We start from the raw sequence: 14,846 nt of genomic DNA on the forward strand, positions 1-14,846 counted from the left end.
GGCCGTGGGGACGGGGTCAGATCGGCTGTCCCTCGATCTCGGGACGCATCTTGTCGAGGCTGCCTTTCAGATCCGGGAAGTGCGGGTAGATCTCGAGCGCGCGGGTGAAGGCGCGATAGGCGCCCTTGCGGTTGCCCATGCCGCGCAGCAGCCCGCCGAGCCCGGCGAGCGCCTGGTAATGGCGCGGTTCGAGCGCCAGGGCGGCCCGCACGTCGCGCAGGGCCGCCTCCTCGTCCTTGCGCAGGAAATGCACCACCGCGCGGCGGTGATGGGCCTCCGCCCAATCCGGTTTCATCGCCAGCACGAAATCGAGAAGATCGAGCGCGAGATCGAGATCCTTGGCGCCCACCGCCTCCTTGGCGCGCTGATAGACGAGATCGGCCGTCGGGCTGCCGGAGCGTTCGAGGATCTGCTCGATCTCGTTCGCGATGCCGCGCGCATTCTGCGCGTCCGGTGCCTCGCGCAGTCGTTCGAACAGCAGGTTCAGCCGCTGCTCGGCACGATGCCGGGTTTCAGGTTGGGCGGGATCGGCGGGTTTCGGGGCGGCCGGGACGGCGGGCGGCACGTCCTGCGCGAGGGCGGGCGCGGCGGCAAGAAGGAGCGTCGCGACGACGGACGCGTGCGCGCCGCGCGACCGCATCCACGAAGACATCCGCACCCATGAGGCCATGGCGCTAAGGTATCCCGCGTGCGGCGCGGGTCAAGGCCGATGTCCGCGCCCGCCAATGGCGCAACGCAAAAAGGCGCCCGGCCGGGGCGCCTTCCACCATGCCGGACGCGAAGGATCAGCCCTGGCGGGCCTTGTAGCGCTTCTGCGTCTTGTTGATGATGTAGACCCGGCCGCGCCGGCGCACCATCTGATTGTCGCGATGCCGCTTCATCAGCGACTTGAGCGAATTCCTGATCTTCATCGTCTCAACTCCACCCGGTCGCCCGGATCTGCCCGGTCGCCCGGAACCTGCGCCATCCAGGCCCCGTGCGGGGCTCTTCCGGCCGAAATGGTGGGCGCGACAGGGATTGAACCTGTGACCCCTACCGTGTCAAGGTAGTGCTCTCCCGCTGAGCTACGCGCCCCTGACGGCACCGGAACCGGAGCCGCCGGAAAAAGGGAAGCGCCCGTATAGTCGCGGTTCGGCGAAAGGGCAAGGATTTTTGGCGCATAACCGCGCAAGAATCCGGCGCTGGAAATGGACCGGGTCAGGCGGCCAGAAGCTGCTTCACCTGGGTGACGAGTTCCTTGAGGTGGAAGGGCTTCGAGAGCACCCGTGCATCCTTCGGCGCGTTCGATTCCGGGTTGAGCGCCACGGCGGCGAAGCCGGTGATGAACATCACCTTGATGTCCGGGTCGAGTTCGGTGGCGCGGCGGGCGAGTTCGATCCCGTCCATCTCCGGCATGACGATATCGGTCAGCAGCAACTCGAACGGCTCCTCGCGCAGCCGGTGATAGGCCGAGCGGCCATTGTCGAAGGAGGCGACCTCGTAGCCCGCGTTCTGGAGTGCGCGCACCAGGAACTTGCGCATGTCGTTGTCGTCTTCGGCAAGCAGGATCTTCGTCATGAGGCTCTCTCGGGACCGGGGCGGCACTTCATGCGGCCGGCCGGATAATTTAGAAATATCGTTAGGCCGTCAGGGTAAACAGCGCGTCAATTTTCCACATCCGCATCGCGGGCGCTGGACCATGGGGCGGGATCGCGGCATGTTTGTCGGCAAGCGATCCCAGAGGAGGCTCGATGCCGGCCGCGTTTGCACCCGATCCGCCCGAACAGGGCATCTACCAGATCGCGGCGCCCCTGGCTTCCGACACGACGCTGTTCCTCAATTCCCCGCATTCGGGCGACCATTTCCCCGCGGAATTCCTTGCCCGGGCGCAATTGCCGCGTGAAACCTTGCGGCGTGCCTCGGATCTTTTCGTCGACCGGCTGTTCATGCCGGCGACCGAGGCCGGCGTGCCGATGATGCGCGCGCTGCTGCCGCGCAGCTATGTCGATCTCAACCGCGAGCCCTTCGAACTCGATCCGCGGCTGATCGCCGGCCCGTTGCCGGTCGATGCCAATACGCGCTCGCTGCGCGTCGCCGGCGGGCTCGGCACGGTGCCGCGCGTCATCGGCGACCAGATCGAGATCTATGCCGGCAAGATCAGCCTCGACGACGCGCTGCGCCGGATCGAGCAGGCTTACGTGCCCTATCACCTGCGGCTCCACCGCGAACTTGCGCTGCGGCATCAGCGGCATGGCCGGGTGGTGCTTGTCGATCTGCATTCGATGCCATCGCAATCCGGGCCGCGTCCGGCGCGGCCCTTGCCGGATCTCGTGCTCGGCGACCGGTTCGGCGCCAGCGCCGACCCCGATCTCATCGAGGCGGCGGAGGCGGCGGCGCGCGGGCTCGGCTTCCGCGTCGAGCGCAACCAGCCCTATGCCGGCGGCTACATCACCGAGCATTACGGCCGGCCGGCGCTCGGCTGGCACGCCTTCCAGATCGAGATCAACCGCGCGCTCTACATGGACGAGCAGCGGCTGGAGCCGCATGGCGGTTTCGCGCCGGTCTGCGAGGCGCTCGTCGCACTGATCCTGCGGCTTATGGATTTCGAGGCATACGCCAGCCGCACAACGGCCTTGCATTTTTCGCAAGATGCTGCTGAATAGAAGCACGCTGCCCATCGCGCCAGCAGAATGAGCCGGAAGAGCCGAACGGCCGCCGCACAAGAGCTCAAGGCATGGGTGGCCTTTCCGGCGCGCCTTCCGGTGTTTCGGGATAAAAAAAAGGCCGCACGAAGCGGCCTTTGTAAGTCTAGGGAGGAAACGCCCAAGGAGGGCACGTCACGAGGGCGAACCGTCGTGACAGCTTCAATATATATTGCGCCGCACAAACTGCAAGCCCCATCCGGACGGATGGGTATTTTTTTGTCGACATTTCATCAACGCGGTTTCGGAGCCGTTACCGGGATGGCATGAGCAGCCTCGGAGCAGCGGCGGTTCGCTTGCTTCCGGCATCGCGCATGGCGCGGTGTCGCCCGCCATCCGAATTCCGTCAGGGGCTACATGCGTCCGGTCGATCTCTCCGCCTTCATGGAACAGCTGGCCCGGATGTCGGGGCAGGCGATCCTTCCCTTCTTCCGCACGCGCCTCAACGTCATCGACAAGGCGAGCGCACAATCCGGCCGGTTCGATCCGGTGACGGAGGCGGATCGCGCCGCCGAAACGGTGATCCGCCGGCAGATCCGCGCCACCTTTCCGGGGCACGGCATTCTCGGCGAGGAATTCGAGACCGAGAATGCCGGGGCGGAATATCTCTGGGTCATCGACCCGATCGACGGCACGCGCGCCTTCATCTGCGGCCTGCCGGTCTGGGGCACGCTGATCGGGCTGATGCGCAACGGCGATCCGGTGATGGGCGTGATGCACCAGCCCTATACCGGCGAACTCTTCTTCGGCGACGGGCGGATCGCCCAGCTCCGGGGGGCGCAGGGCTCGCGCGATCTGCGCACCCGCGATTGCGGCGGGCTCGCCGAGGCGCATCTGATGACCACCGATCCGCGCCTCTTCGCCGAGGGCGACCGCCCCCGCTATGCGCGCGTCGAGGCCGCAGCCAAGATGACCCGCTACGGCGCGGATTGCTACGCCTATGCCATGCTGGCGGCGGGGCATGTCGATCTCGTGATCGAATCCGGCCTCCAGCCCTACGATATCGTCGCCCTAATCCCGATCATCGAGGGTGCGGGCGGCGTGGTGAGCGATTGGGAGGGCGGGAGCGCCAAGAATGGCGGGCGCATCCTCGCGGCCGCCACGCCGGCGCTGCATGCCGCCGCGCTGGCGCTGCTCCGCGAGGGCTGAGGTTCAGCCGCCGGCGGGGGCAGGGTGCGGATCGTCCTCCGCCGCGCGCTGGGCATCGTCCGCGGCGTCGAGGCGCATGAAGGCGTCGAAGGCGGCCCAGAATTGCGCCTGGATCGCGTCGGCCTCCATCAGGATCTCGTGACGCGCGCCGCGCAGTTCGATCGCCCCGGCACCCTTGAGGCGCCGGGCGAGCGCGGCAGCCACCCGCGTCTCGACCACATGATCGGCGCCGGCGAGGATCATCAGGATCGGGGTGCGGTTGGCGCGGCCGAAGTCCGGCTCCTGGAATTCGGCCAGCGCGTCGAAAGTCGCGTCCACCCAGCCGATCGTCGGATCGCCGATCGCCAGCCGGGGTTCGGCCGCGAGCCAGCGTCCGGAGATCGCGTAGCGGAGGGGATCGCTCGACAGCGGGTTGCCCTCGAAGGGCTTGGCGAAGATCGGCTTCGCGCCTCCGCCGGGAACATAGCGTGTCGAGAGGCCGATGCTCGCAAGAAGGCGGGTGAGCACGCGCGCGGTGCCGGGCCAGCTGATCCCGGCGATGCCTGTCAGCGGGGCGGTCAGAATCGCGCGGCGGAAGCGGTTCTCGCCCCTGGCCAGCGCCGAGAGGGCGATCGCCCCGCCGGTCGAATGCGCGAGGAGCCCATAGGGTTCTGGCATCGCCTCGGCGGCCGCGGCATCGAGCAGCGCCGCGAGATCGAGCCGGTAATCGGCGTAATCCTCGACATGTCCCTTCATCGGATCCCGGAGCTGGCGCGCCGAACCGCCCTGGCCGCGCCAGTCCAGCATCGCCACGGCGAAGCCGCGCGCGAGGAGATGGCCGAGCACCTCGGCGTATTTCTCGATGAACTCGGCCCGGCCGGGCAGGACGATGATCGTGCCCTTCGCCGCGCCATCCGGGCGGGCGAAGGCCGCGCGCAGCGCCAGCCCGTCCGCCGCTTCAAGGCGGCGCGCGGCGAGGCCGGGCGGCAGGGCGAGGCCGGGGGGAGGCGGGACGAGATGATCGAGCATCGGGCGGCTTTCCGCGCGGGAGCGTGAGCCTCCTCGTTCGCAGTTCAGCGCCGCGCCGGCAAGGGGGTTCCCGCTTCGGCCACGGGGCAGGCCGGCCCCGCCTCGGCCGCCGCCGGCCGTTCGAGCACCCGGAAACCGACGAGGCTCTGGCTTCGCGCATCGAAGACGAGCCGCAGGGGCGTGCCGTCGCCGGCCCGGACCTCGCCGACGATCAGCGTGCCGCGGCGCTGGAAGCCGGCGAGCCGCGTCAATTCGCCGGCGAGCGTGCCGTCGCCCGGCGCGGGCGGCGCCAGCATGGTCTGGCGCACCTGCGAGAGCGCGACCACCGCGAAGCCGATCGAGCCGAACGCGATGCCGGCCGCCACCGTCAGCCGGCGCCGCAGGCGCGGCGCAGCCCCGCCTTCTGGCGCGGGCTGTGGGGAGGGAGGACGCGTGACCATCTCGGGATTCCCGCCCGGCGCGCACCATGCGGGCCGAAGCATGCCGGCAGGTCTAGCATCGCCACGCTGAACCGCGCCGCAACCACGGCGTTCATCCGCCATTCATCGCTCCGGCGGCGGCAGGGGCTTGAAAGCCGGTTCGGCCGTTCCCACCTTTTTTCCGTGCAGGCCGTCTGGCTGCACATTTCGGCCCGGCCGATCGGCGGGCCGTCCCCGCATGTCGCTTCAAGGAGGATATGCCATGCGCTCGTTTGACCTGACCCCCCTCTATCGCTCCACCGTGGGCTTCGATCGTCTGTTCTCGCTGATGGACCAGCTTGGCGGCTTCGAGAACGCCGCGCCGAGCTATCCGCCCTACAATATCGAGAAGGTGTCGGAAAACGGCTACCGGATCACGCTGGCCGTCGCCGGCTTCAGCGAGGCCGAACTCGCGATCGAGACCCGGGAAAACGCGCTCGTCGTGCGCGGCGAGAAGCAGGCCGAGGCCGAGCCGAAAGGTGAATTCCTGTTCCAGGGCATTGCGGCCCGCGCCTTCGAGCGCCGCTTCCAGCTCGCCGATTACGTGAGCGTGACCGGCGCGCGGCTGGAGAACGGCCTGCTCCATGTGGAACTCGTGCGCGAGGTTCCGGAGGCCAAGAAACCCCGGCTGGTGCCGATCGCCAACGGTTCGGCGAAGCCGGCAACCGTGGACGCGATCGCGGCCTGACGCATCCGGCTGCCCGACCCCCGGGCTTCCCCATCACGAGACCAGAAGGAAGGGCGCCGGAGGGCGCCCTTTTCATGTTGCACGGGTGTTGTCTATTCGAGCGGCGCGACGGGAACCGAATTGATCGGCGCCCATTCCGAAGGGTCGCGCGCCGGCGCGACCGGGGCCGGGCGCGGTGCGGGCCGTGCGGCTGGCGGGGCAACCGCCGGCGCGGCGGCATAGGCTGGGCGGCGCGGCGGCACGGGCGGCTCGGCAGTCTTCTCGGCCGCCTTGTCGTCCGGCTTTGCGCCGTCGGGGCGGCTCGTACGCGGCGCGTCGCGGCGGGTGTCCGGAGTGCGGGCGGTGAGGTCGCGCTCGCGGGCGAAACGTTCGAGGATCTCGCCGTCATAGGCGTCGACAATCAGCCGGACCGTTTGCCGGCGCGGGTCGACGGCGTCGATCACGAACACGTCGGGGCGGCGCGCCACGATCGTCAGGCTGCGGAACCCGCGATCCTCGAGTTCGCCCAACACCGCCATGGCACCCATGCCGATCGGCGCACGCGGAACCGGCGCCGGGACGACGACGGGGCCGTAGAAACCGCCGAAGAAGGGCCTGGCGAAGAATTGCGCCGAGGCCGGCGCGAATATCCCCGAAAGCAGCAGGGCGCCGCCGGCAAGGCCGAGGCGGCGAAGAGGGTTGGTCCGATGCGCGTCCGTCATGCCTGTCGCGGCTCCTCGTCTTGCCTTGTCGCGCCGACCCCGTCCGGATGATCCGGCGCCATGGTTGATGCCGGATTAAACGCCAGAGAACAGCGCAGCGATTTGAGGCGAAATGATGAAGGCGGCCTCACGCGCCGCGGCCGGCGGCGAAATCGCGCAGGATCGCGAGCAGGCTTTCCACCTCCTCCGGAACGGTGGCGAAGGAGGTCACGAAGCGCAGCACGATCTCGCCGGGACGCGCCCGGTTGTCCGGCGGTAGGGCGTCGTCCGTCCAGTCGTGGCAGGCGACCCCGCGCGCGTGGAGATGGGCAAGCAGCGGCGCGGGCGCGATCGGGAACACCTCGTTGATCATCACCGGCCAGCCGAGCCGCAAGCCGGGGATGGCGGCGATGCCGGCCGCGAGCCGCGCCGCCATCGCGTTGGCATGGGCGGCGAGCGCGCGCCAATGGTCGTCCGCGAGATAGGCCTCGAATTGCGCCGAGATCAGCCGCTGCTTGGAGAGCGTCTGCCCCGCGCGCTTGCGGCGGAAACGGAAATCCTCCGCCAGCGCCGCATCGAAGAGGATCACCGCCTCCGCCATCAGGCAGCCGTTCTTGGTGGCGCCGAAGGAGAGCAGGTCGATCCCCGCCTTCCAGGTCATCTCGGCCGGGCTGCAGCCGCATGCGACCAGGGCATTCGCAAAGCGCGCCCCGTCCATATGCATGCGCAGCCCGCGCGCGCGGGCTGCGGCGCTCAGGGCAGCGATCTCGTCGGGATCATAGGCGAGGCCGAATTCCGTGCCTTGCGCGATCGACAGCGCCTTGACCGGCGGGCGCCGGACGCCGCCCGGCTCAGCCGCGAAATATGCATCGAGCGCCTGGGGCGTGATCTTGCCGCCGACGCCCGGAAGCCCGACAAGCTTGGCGCCGCCCATGAAGAATTCCGGCGCACCGCATTCGTCGTCGATGACATGGCTCTCGCGATGGGTCAGCAGCGCGCCCCAGGGCGGGCAGATCGTGGCGCAGGCCAGCGCATTGGCCGCCGTGCCGGTCGTGACCGGGAAGACATGCACCTTCCGCTCGAACAGTGCGTCGAAGGCCGCCTCGACCCGCGCGGTCCAGGGATCGGCGCCATAGGAGCCGGCGGCGCCGGCATTGGCGGCCACGAGCGCCGCGAGCACGCGCGGGCTCGCGCCGACGACATTATCCGAGTTGAAATGCATGGTGATTTCGGCCGGCGGCTTGATAGGGGGCCTTCATCAAGACGGATTTCATGAGGGCAGGCAAGATGCGCGACGCGGAGCCTGCGGCGGCGCCAGGTGGGGGCGCGCCACGGGCTGGATGCGGAACCGTGGCCTTTCGACGCATTCTTTCGCTCTTGCGGCGTCGGAAACAATTTTATGTCTCGTATGGGCCATAAAAGGCAATTAAAGCGATCATTTTTCGCCTCCCGGCTCTTGTGCGAGGCGGTTAATTCTGATTATGTGCCCCGCCGATAGGACAGGGTTGCTGACCTACTCGACGGCCCGCGCTCCGGATGCCCGAATCCTTGCGGATTGCATCCGGTTCGCGGGCTCGACATGCCTGAACTGTCGCCGCGCATCCGCCGGCGGCACGTAGAACCGGAGAATCCGCGGCAAGGCGCCGCGACCCTGGAGGATGGGACGATGACCACGAGAGAGACGAAGTTTGGCTTCGCCGCGCAGCCTGTTCCGGCCTCGCGTGCGACCAAATGCGCCGCTCGTGGCGAGGCGGTTGCGAAGCCGATCATTGTCCGCGATCCTGGTCTGCCGGCAGCCTCGGGGCTCTATGATCCGCGCCACGAGAAGGATTCGTGCGGCGTCGGCTTCGTGGCCGATATCAAGAACCGCAAGAGCCACCGGATCGTCGAGCACGGGCTCAAGATCCTCGAGAATCTCGATCATCGCGGCGCGGTCGGCGCAGATCCCAAGGCCGGTGACGGTTGCGGCATGCTGGTCCAGATCCCGCACCGCTTCTTCGCCGAGGAATGCGCAAAGCTCGGCTTCACGCTGCCGGAGCCGGGACATTACGCCGTCGGGCAATATTTCCTGCCGCAGGATGCGGAGGCGCGGGCGCGCATCGAGCGGATCATCGAACAGACCATCCGCGACGAGGGCCAGATCCTGCTCGGCTGGCGCGATGTGCCGGTCGACAATTCCGATCTCGGCGAGAGCGTGAAGCCGACCGAGCCGGTGCATCGGCAGGTCTTCATCGGCCGCGCCAGCGACATCGCGACCGAGGAGGCGTTCGAGCGCCGGCTCTTCATCTTCCGCAAGGTCGTCTCGCATACGCTCTATCTCTCCACCGAGCGGGCGAAGGCCTCGTATTATCCGGTCTCGGTCTCGTGCCGGACCGTGACCTACAAGGGCATGCTGCTCGCCAACCAGCTCGGCGGCTATTTCAAGGATCTCACCGATCCGCGCTTCGAGAGCGCGCTGGCGCTCGTGCATCAGCGCTTCTCGACCAACACCTTCCCGACCTGGCAGCTCGCGCATCCCTATCGCATGGTCGCGCATAACGGCGAGATCAACACGCTGCGCGGCAATGTGAACTGGATGGCGGCGCGGCAGGCAAGCGTCGATTCCGAGCTTTACGGCACCGAGATCTCGAAGCTCTGGCCCATTTCCTACGAGGGCCAGTCGGATACCGCCTGTTTCGACAACGCGCTCGAATTCCTCGTGCGCGGCGGCTATAGCCTCGCGCATGCGGTGATGATGCTCGTGCCCGAAGCCTGGGCCGGCAACCCGCTGATGAGCGAGGAGCGCCGCGCCTTCTACGAGTATCACGCGGCGCTGATGGAGCCCTGGGACGGGCCGGCCGCGATCGCCTTCACCGATGGCCGCCAGATCGGCGGCACGCTCGACCGGAACGGCCTCCGGCCCGCGCGCTATTTCGTGACGAAGGATGATCTCGTCGTCATGGCCTCGGAGATGGGGGTTCTCCCCTTCCCGGAGAGCGAGATCGTCACCAAGTGGCGGCTCCAGCCCGGCAAGATGCTGCTCGTCGATCTCGTCGAGGGGCGGATCATCTCCGACGAGGAGGTCAAGGCCAGCCTCGCCAAGGCCAATCCTTACAGGGAATGGCTGAAGAACAGCCAGATCGTGCTGGAGGATCTCCGCCCGGTCGAGCCGCGCGCCAGCCGCACGGATGTGAGCCTGCTCGATCGCCAGCAGGCCTTCGGCTATACGCAGGAGGACACGAAGCTCCTGATGGCGCCGATGGCGGTGACGGGTCAGGAGGCGGTCGGCTCCATGGGGACCGACACGCCGCCGAGCGTGCTCTCCGACAAGTCGAAGCTGCTCTACACCTATTTCAAGCAGAATTTCGCGCAGGTCACCAACCCGCCGATCGACCCGATCCGCGAGGAGCTGGTGATGAGCCTCGTCTCGTTCATCGGGCCGCGGCCGAACATATTCGACCTCGAGGGCAATGCGCGGCGCAAGCGGCTGGAGGTGCGCCAGCCGATCCTGACCAACGAGGATCTCGAGAAGATCCGCTGCATCGGCCATTTCGAGGACCGGTTCGATACCAAGACGCTCGACATCACCTATCCCGTTGCGCAGGGCGCGAAGGGGATGGAGGGGGCCATCGCGCTGCTATGCGACCGCGCCGAGGCGGCTGTGCATGGCGGCTACAACATCATCATCCTCTCCGACCGCATGGTGGGGCCGGACCGCATCCCCGTGCCGGCGCTGCTCGCGACGGCGGCGGTGCATTACCACCTGATCCGCAAGGGGCTGCGGACCTCGGTGGGGCTGGTGGTCGAGACGGGCGAGGCGCGGGAGGTGCATCATTTCGCCTGCCTCGCCGGGTTCGGCGCCGAGGCGATCAACCCCTATCTCGCCTTCGAGACGCTTGTCGCGATGAAGAGCGACATGGAATTCCCGGAGGAGGTGGACGAGGCCGAGATCGTCAAGCGCTACATCAAGGCGGTGGACAAGGGCCTGCTCAAGGTGATGTCCAAGATGGGCATCTCGACCTACCAATCCTATTGCGGCGCGCAGATCTTCGATGCCGTCGGGCTGAGCCAGGATTTCATCGATCGCTTCTTCTTCGGCACCGCGACCACGATCGGCGGCGCGGGGCTCGACGAAATTGCTGAGGAGAGCGTCCGGCGCCACCGTGCCGCCTTCGGTGCCTCGCCGGTGCTCAAGCGCCATCTCGATGTCGGCGGGGAATACAATCTCCGCCAGCGCGGCGAAGATCACGTCTGGACCTCGGATTCGGTGGCCGATCTCCAGCATGCCGTGCGTCTCAATGCGCGCGACCGCTTCACCGCCTATTCCCGGCGGATCGACGAACAGGACAACCGGTTCACGACGATCCGCGGCCTGTTCCGCATCCGCAAGGCCGAGGAGAGCGGCCGCAAGCCGGTGCCGCTCGACGCGGTCGAACCGGCAAGCGCGATCGTCAGACGCTTCGCGACCGGCGCGATGTCCTTCGGCTCGATCAGCCGCGAGGCGCATGAAACGCTGGCCAAGGCGATGAACGCGATCGGCGCCAAGTCCAACACGGGTGAGGGCGGCGAGGAGGCGGCGCGCTTCAAGCCGCTGCCGGACGGCTCGCAGAATCCGCGCCGCTCGGCGATCAAGCAGGTGGCTTCGGGACGGTTCGGCGTGACGACCGAATATCTCGTCAATGCGGATGTCATGCAGATCAAGGTGGCGCAGGGCGCGAAGCCCGGCGAGGGCGGGCAGCTTCCCGGCCACAAGGTCGATGCGGTGATCGCCAAGGTGCGGCACTCGACGCCGGGCGTCGGGCTCATCTCGCCGCCGCCGCATCATGACATCTATTCGATCGAGGATCTCGCACAGCTGATCTTCGATCTGAAGAACGTCAATCCCGCTGCGGATGTCTCGGTGAAACTCGTTTCCGAAGTCGGCGTCGGCACGGTCGCGGCCGGCGTCGCCAAGGCGCGGGCCGACCATATCACCATTTCCGGCTATGAGGGCGGCACCGGCGCTTCTCCCCTGACCTCGATCAAGCATGCCGGTTCGCCCTGGGAGATGGGCCTCGCGGAGACGCAGCAGGTGCTGGTCCGCAACCGGCTGCGCGGCCGTGTCGCGCTCCAGGTCGATGGCGGCCTGCGCACGGGGCGCGACGTGGTGATCGGTGCCCTGCTCGGTGCCGACGAGTTCGGCTTCTCGACGGCGCCGCTCATCGCGGCGGGCTGCGTGATGATGCGCAAGTGCCATCTCAATACCTGCCCGGTCGGCGTCGCGACGCAGGATCCGGTGCTCAGGAAGCGCTTCAAGGGCCAGCCCGAGCATGTGATCAACTTCTTCTTCTTCGTGGCGGAAGAGGTGCGGGCCCTGCTCGCCGAGATGGGGTTCACGCGGCTCGAGGAGCTGATTGGCCGGGTCGACCTGCTCGATACCCGCGAGGGGCTCGCGCATTGGAAGGCGCGGGGGCTCGATTTCTCGAAGCTGTTTGCGGTGCCGGACGCGCCGGCCTCGGTCGCGCGGCGGCATGCCGAGCGGCAGAAGCATCCGATCGACGATGTGCTGGATCGCAAGCTGATCGCCGAGGCGCGCGAGGCGCTGGAGCACGGCAAGCCGGTGCGCATCGAGGCGGCCATCCGCAGCGTCGACCGCGCGACCGGCGCCATGCTCTCGGGCGAGATCGCCAGGCGCTACGGCCATGCCGGGCTGCCGGACGACACGATCCATGTCGCCCTCCGGGGCACGGCCGGGCAGAGCTTCGGCGCCTGGGTGGCGGCGGGCGTGACGCTCGATCTTGTCGGCGAGGCGAACGATTATGTCGGCAAGGGCCTTTCCGGCGGCAAGCTGATCGTCCGCCCCGCGGAGGATGCGGCGATCGTGCCGGAGCGCTCGATCATCGTCGGCAACACGGTGCTCTATGGCGCCATCGCGGGCGAGTGCTATTTCCGCGGCGTTGCCGGCGAGCGCTTCGCGGTCCGCAATTCCGGTGCGATCGCGGTGGTCGAGGGCACGGGCGACCATGGCTGCGAATACATGACCGGCGGCGTGGTGGTCGTGATCGGCGAAACCGGGCGCAATTTCGCGGCCGGCATGTCCGGCGGCGTCGCCTATGTGCTCGACGAGGACCGGACCTTCCGGCAGCGCTGCAATCTCTCGATGGTCGATCTCGAACCGGTCGAGGAGGAGGAGGAGCTGCTCGAGCGCGACTACCATCATGGCGGCGATCTCGAGTTCAAGGGCCGGATCGACATCATGGGTGACATGTCGCGCCATGACGAGGAGCGCCTCCACCAGCTCATCGCCAATCATCTGCGCTATACGGGTTCGACCCGCGCCAAACACATTCTCGAGCATTGGCCGGAATACCGGACCAGGTTCGTGAAGGTGATGCCGGTCGAGTATCGCCGGGCCATCCGCGAGATGGAGAAAGCCCGCCAGCTCCAGGCGGCGGAATAGGCGAGAATGGCGGGCCGGGGCGAGGCTCCCGCCCGCATCCCTGAACCGATGGCGCGGACGGAGAGATCCATGCGGATCTACGGAGATTTGAACTCGGGCAATGGCCTGAAGGTGAAATACGCGGCCGATTTTCTCGGCCTGCGCTATGCATGGGCGCCGGTCGACATCGCGATCGCCGATATCGCGCGGCCCGCCTATACGCGGCTTGCCGACGAGGGCGGGTTCGACCTAAATGCGCGGCCGAACGTATCGGCCTGGATTTCAGCTTGCGAGCACAGACTCGCCCTGCCGGCGCGGAAGCGCGGCTGATCGGGACAAGAATCATGGGCAAGGTTACAGGCTTCCTCGAGATCGACCGGCGCGACAGCAAGTATCAGCCGGCCTCCGACCGCATCCGCCATTTCCGCGAATTCACGCTGCCGATGGACGAAAAGGACATCCGCGAGCAGGCGGCGCGCTGCATGGATTGCGGCATTCCCTATTGCCACGGCCCGGCGGGCTGCCCGGTGCACAACCAGATCCCGGACTGGAACGATCTCGTCTATCAGGACGATTGGCAGACCGCGCTCGACAACCTGCACTCGACCAACAATTTCCCGGAATTCACCGGCCGGATCTGCCCCGCGCCATGCGAGGAAGCCTGCACGCTCAATCTCGAGAACAAGCCGGTGACGATCAAGACCATCGAGCAGGCGGTTGCGGACAATGGCTGGAAGAACGGCTGGATCCGCCCCGAGCCGGCGGAACGGCTGACGGGCAAGCGCGTCGCGATCATCGGCTCCGGCCCGGCAGGGCTCGCGGCGGCGCAGCAGCTGGCGCGGGTCGGCCATGAGGTGCATGTCTTCGAGCGCGAGCCCCGCGCCGGTGGGCTGCTCCGCTACGGGATCCCCGATTTCAAGATGGAGAAGCACCATATCGATCGCCGCATCGCGCAGATGAGCGCGGAGGGTGTGACCTTCCATTACGGGGTCAATATCGGCGTGAACCGCCCCCTCGCCGATCTTATCCGCGATTTCGACGCGGTGCTGATGGCGGGCGGCGCCGAGGCGCCGCGCGACCCCGCATTGCCGGGGCAGGATCTCGACGGCGTGCATTTCGCCATGCCCTATCTCGTGCAGGCGAACCGCCGTGTCGGCGGCGAGCCGGAGGCCGAGCGGCCGCTGCTCGCGGGCGGCAAGGATGTGGTGGTGATCGGCGGCGGCGACACCGCCTCGGATTGCGTCGGCACTGCCTTCCGGCAGGGCGCGCTCTCGGTCACGCAGCTCGATATCCGTCCGCGTCCGCCGGAAATGGAGGACAAGCTGACGATCTGGCCGTTCTGGCCGACCAAGTTCCGCACCTCGTCGAGCCAGGCCGAAGGCGCGGAACGCGAATTCCAGGCCGCGACGCTCGGCATCGTTGGCCAGAACGGCCGCGTGACCGGGGTGCGCTGCGCCCGTGTCGACGAGCGGCGCCAGCCGATCCCCGGGTCGGAATTCGTGCTCAGGGCCGATCTCGTCTTCATCGCCATCGGCTTCGCCGGGCCGGTGAAGGAAGGCATGATCGAGCAATCCGGCGCGGCCCTCGATCGGCGCGGCAATGTCGCTGCCAATGATGAGGAATACCGCACCAGCCGCGAGAAGCTCTTCGTTGCCGGCGACATGCGGCGCGGCCAGAGCCTCGTCGTCTGGGCGATCCGCGAGGGCCGACAGGCCGCCCGCGCGATTGACCGCTTCCTGATGGGCGACAGCGTTCTGCCGCGGTGACGGTTCGAGAAAAGGCGCC

Annotated in this window: 13 protein-coding genes and 1 tRNA gene; 6 read left to right on the top strand and 8 right to left on the bottom strand. The window is 67.7% G+C overall.

What is annotated here, in order from left to right; genetic code table 11:
* Window positions 1-16: 16 nt before the first annotated feature.
* From FWJ24_RS02530 to cpdR, 4 genes are all read right to left on the bottom strand, one after another.
* Complete coding sequence (locus tag FWJ24_RS02530) at window positions 17-640, bottom strand: tetratricopeptide repeat protein (protein WP_150286193.1); 624 nt, start codon at window positions 638-640, stop codon at window positions 17-19.
* 145 nt (window positions 641-785) lie between these two features.
* Entirely contained in the window at window positions 786-911 is a 126-nt protein-coding gene (gene ykgO / locus FWJ24_RS02535) for a type B 50S ribosomal protein L36 (protein WP_150286194.1), read from the bottom strand.
* Between the two features lie 88 nt (window positions 912-999).
* A tRNA-Val gene (locus FWJ24_RS02540) sits at window positions 1,000-1,074 on the bottom strand.
* A gap of 123 nt (window positions 1,075-1,197) precedes the next feature.
* Window positions 1,198-1,557, bottom strand: coding sequence for a cell cycle two-component system response regulator CpdR (gene cpdR / locus FWJ24_RS02545; RefSeq protein ID WP_150286195.1), 360 nt, complete (start codon window positions 1,555-1,557; stop codon window positions 1,198-1,200).
* A 173-nt stretch (window positions 1,558-1,730) separates the two neighbouring features.
* Between cpdR and FWJ24_RS02550 the strand changes: the two genes are divergently transcribed.
* Together FWJ24_RS02550 and hisN are read left to right on the top strand one after the other, a co-directional pair.
* On the top strand, window positions 1,731-2,642 hold the full coding sequence (locus tag FWJ24_RS02550; protein WP_150286196.1) for an N-formylglutamate amidohydrolase: 912 nt from the start codon (window positions 1,731-1,733) through the stop codon (window positions 2,640-2,642).
* Between the two features lie 396 nt (window positions 2,643-3,038).
* Window positions 3,039-3,830: a histidinol-phosphatase gene (gene hisN, locus FWJ24_RS02555; protein ID WP_150286197.1), complete on the top strand. Its 792-nt coding sequence runs from the start codon at window positions 3,039-3,041 to the stop codon at window positions 3,828-3,830.
* A gap of 3 nt (window positions 3,831-3,833) precedes the next feature.
* Here hisN and FWJ24_RS02560 read toward each other — a convergent pair whose 3' ends face one another.
* A complete protein-coding gene (locus FWJ24_RS02560; RefSeq protein WP_150286198.1) occupies window positions 3,834-4,838 on the bottom strand; it encodes an alpha/beta fold hydrolase in 1,005 nt (334 codons plus the stop codon).
* A 44-nt stretch (window positions 4,839-4,882) separates the two neighbouring features.
* Window positions 4,883-5,278 carry a hypothetical protein gene (locus FWJ24_RS02565; RefSeq protein ID WP_150286199.1) on the bottom strand — a complete coding sequence of 132 codons (396 nt, stop codon included), beginning with the start codon at window positions 5,276-5,278 and terminating at the stop codon, window positions 4,883-4,885.
* 241 nt (window positions 5,279-5,519) lie between these two features.
* Between FWJ24_RS02565 and FWJ24_RS02570 the strand changes: the two genes are divergently transcribed.
* A complete protein-coding gene (locus FWJ24_RS02570) occupies window positions 5,520-5,984 on the top strand; it encodes an Hsp20 family protein (RefSeq protein WP_150286200.1) in 465 nt (154 codons plus the stop codon).
* 92 nt (window positions 5,985-6,076) lie between these two features.
* Here FWJ24_RS02570 and FWJ24_RS02575 read toward each other — a convergent pair whose 3' ends face one another.
* Complete coding sequence (locus tag FWJ24_RS02575; RefSeq protein ID WP_150286201.1) at window positions 6,077-6,685, bottom strand: hypothetical protein; 609 nt, start codon at window positions 6,683-6,685, stop codon at window positions 6,077-6,079.
* Window positions 6,686-6,812: 127 nt separating this feature from the next.
* The gene (locus FWJ24_RS02580) at window positions 6,813-7,886 is read right to left on the bottom strand and encodes a threonine aldolase family protein (protein WP_150286202.1); all 1,074 of its coding nucleotides are present in this window, start codon (window positions 7,884-7,886) and stop codon (window positions 6,813-6,815) included.
* Between the two features lie 444 nt (window positions 7,887-8,330).
* Between FWJ24_RS02580 and gltB the strand changes: the two genes are divergently transcribed.
* The 3 genes from gltB to FWJ24_RS02595 all read left to right on the top strand — a co-directional run bounded on the left by gltB (window position 8,331) and on the right by FWJ24_RS02595 (window position 14,827).
* Entirely contained in the window at window positions 8,331-13,082 is a 4,752-nt protein-coding gene (gene gltB, locus FWJ24_RS02585) for a glutamate synthase large subunit (protein WP_150286203.1), read from the top strand.
* A 69-nt stretch (window positions 13,083-13,151) separates the two neighbouring features.
* Window positions 13,152-13,391, top strand: coding sequence for a glutathione S-transferase family protein (locus FWJ24_RS02590; protein WP_150286204.1), 240 nt, complete (start codon window positions 13,152-13,154; stop codon window positions 13,389-13,391).
* A 14-nt stretch (window positions 13,392-13,405) separates the two neighbouring features.
* Complete coding sequence (locus FWJ24_RS02595) at window positions 13,406-14,827, top strand: glutamate synthase subunit beta (protein WP_150286205.1); 1,422 nt, start codon at window positions 13,406-13,408, stop codon at window positions 14,825-14,827.
* The last annotated feature ends 19 nt before the right edge of the window (window positions 14,828-14,846 follow it).

This window comes from Rhabdaerophilum calidifontis (assembly GCF_008641065.1).
Lineage (GTDB): Bacteria > Pseudomonadota > Alphaproteobacteria > Rhizobiales > Beijerinckiaceae > Rhabdaerophilum > Rhabdaerophilum calidifontis.

Coding starts and splice junctions, on each gene's coding strand:
- FWJ24_RS02530 (WP_150286193.1), bottom strand. CDS start 640: ATGCGGTCGCGCGGCGCGCACGCGTCCGTCGTCGCGACGCTCCTTCTT.
- ykgO (WP_150286194.1), bottom strand. CDS start 911: ATGAAGATCAGGAATTCGCTCAAGTCGCTGATGAAGCGGCATCGCGAC.
- cpdR (WP_150286195.1), bottom strand. CDS start 1,557: ATGACGAAGATCCTGCTTGCCGAAGACGACAACGACATGCGCAAGTTC.
- FWJ24_RS02550 (WP_150286196.1), top strand. CDS start 1,731: ATGCCGGCCGCGTTTGCACCCGATCCGCCCGAACAGGGCATCTACCAG.
- hisN (WP_150286197.1), top strand. CDS start 3,039: ATGCGTCCGGTCGATCTCTCCGCCTTCATGGAACAGCTGGCCCGGATG.
- FWJ24_RS02560 (WP_150286198.1), bottom strand. CDS start 4,838: ATGCTCGATCATCTCGTCCCGCCTCCCCCCGGCCTCGCCCTGCCGCCC.
- FWJ24_RS02565 (WP_150286199.1), bottom strand. CDS start 5,278: ATGGTCACGCGTCCTCCCTCCCCACAGCCCGCGCCAGAAGGCGGGGCT.
- FWJ24_RS02570 (WP_150286200.1), top strand. CDS start 5,520: ATGCGCTCGTTTGACCTGACCCCCCTCTATCGCTCCACCGTGGGCTTC.
- FWJ24_RS02575 (WP_150286201.1), bottom strand. CDS start 6,685: ATGACGGACGCGCATCGGACCAACCCTCTTCGCCGCCTCGGCCTTGCC.
- FWJ24_RS02580 (WP_150286202.1), bottom strand. CDS start 7,886: ATGCATTTCAACTCGGATAATGTCGTCGGCGCGAGCCCGCGCGTGCTC.
- gltB (WP_150286203.1), top strand. CDS start 8,331: ATGACCACGAGAGAGACGAAGTTTGGCTTCGCCGCGCAGCCTGTTCCG.
- FWJ24_RS02590 (WP_150286204.1), top strand. CDS start 13,152: ATGCGGATCTACGGAGATTTGAACTCGGGCAATGGCCTGAAGGTGAAA.
- FWJ24_RS02595 (WP_150286205.1), top strand. CDS start 13,406: ATGGGCAAGGTTACAGGCTTCCTCGAGATCGACCGGCGCGACAGCAAG.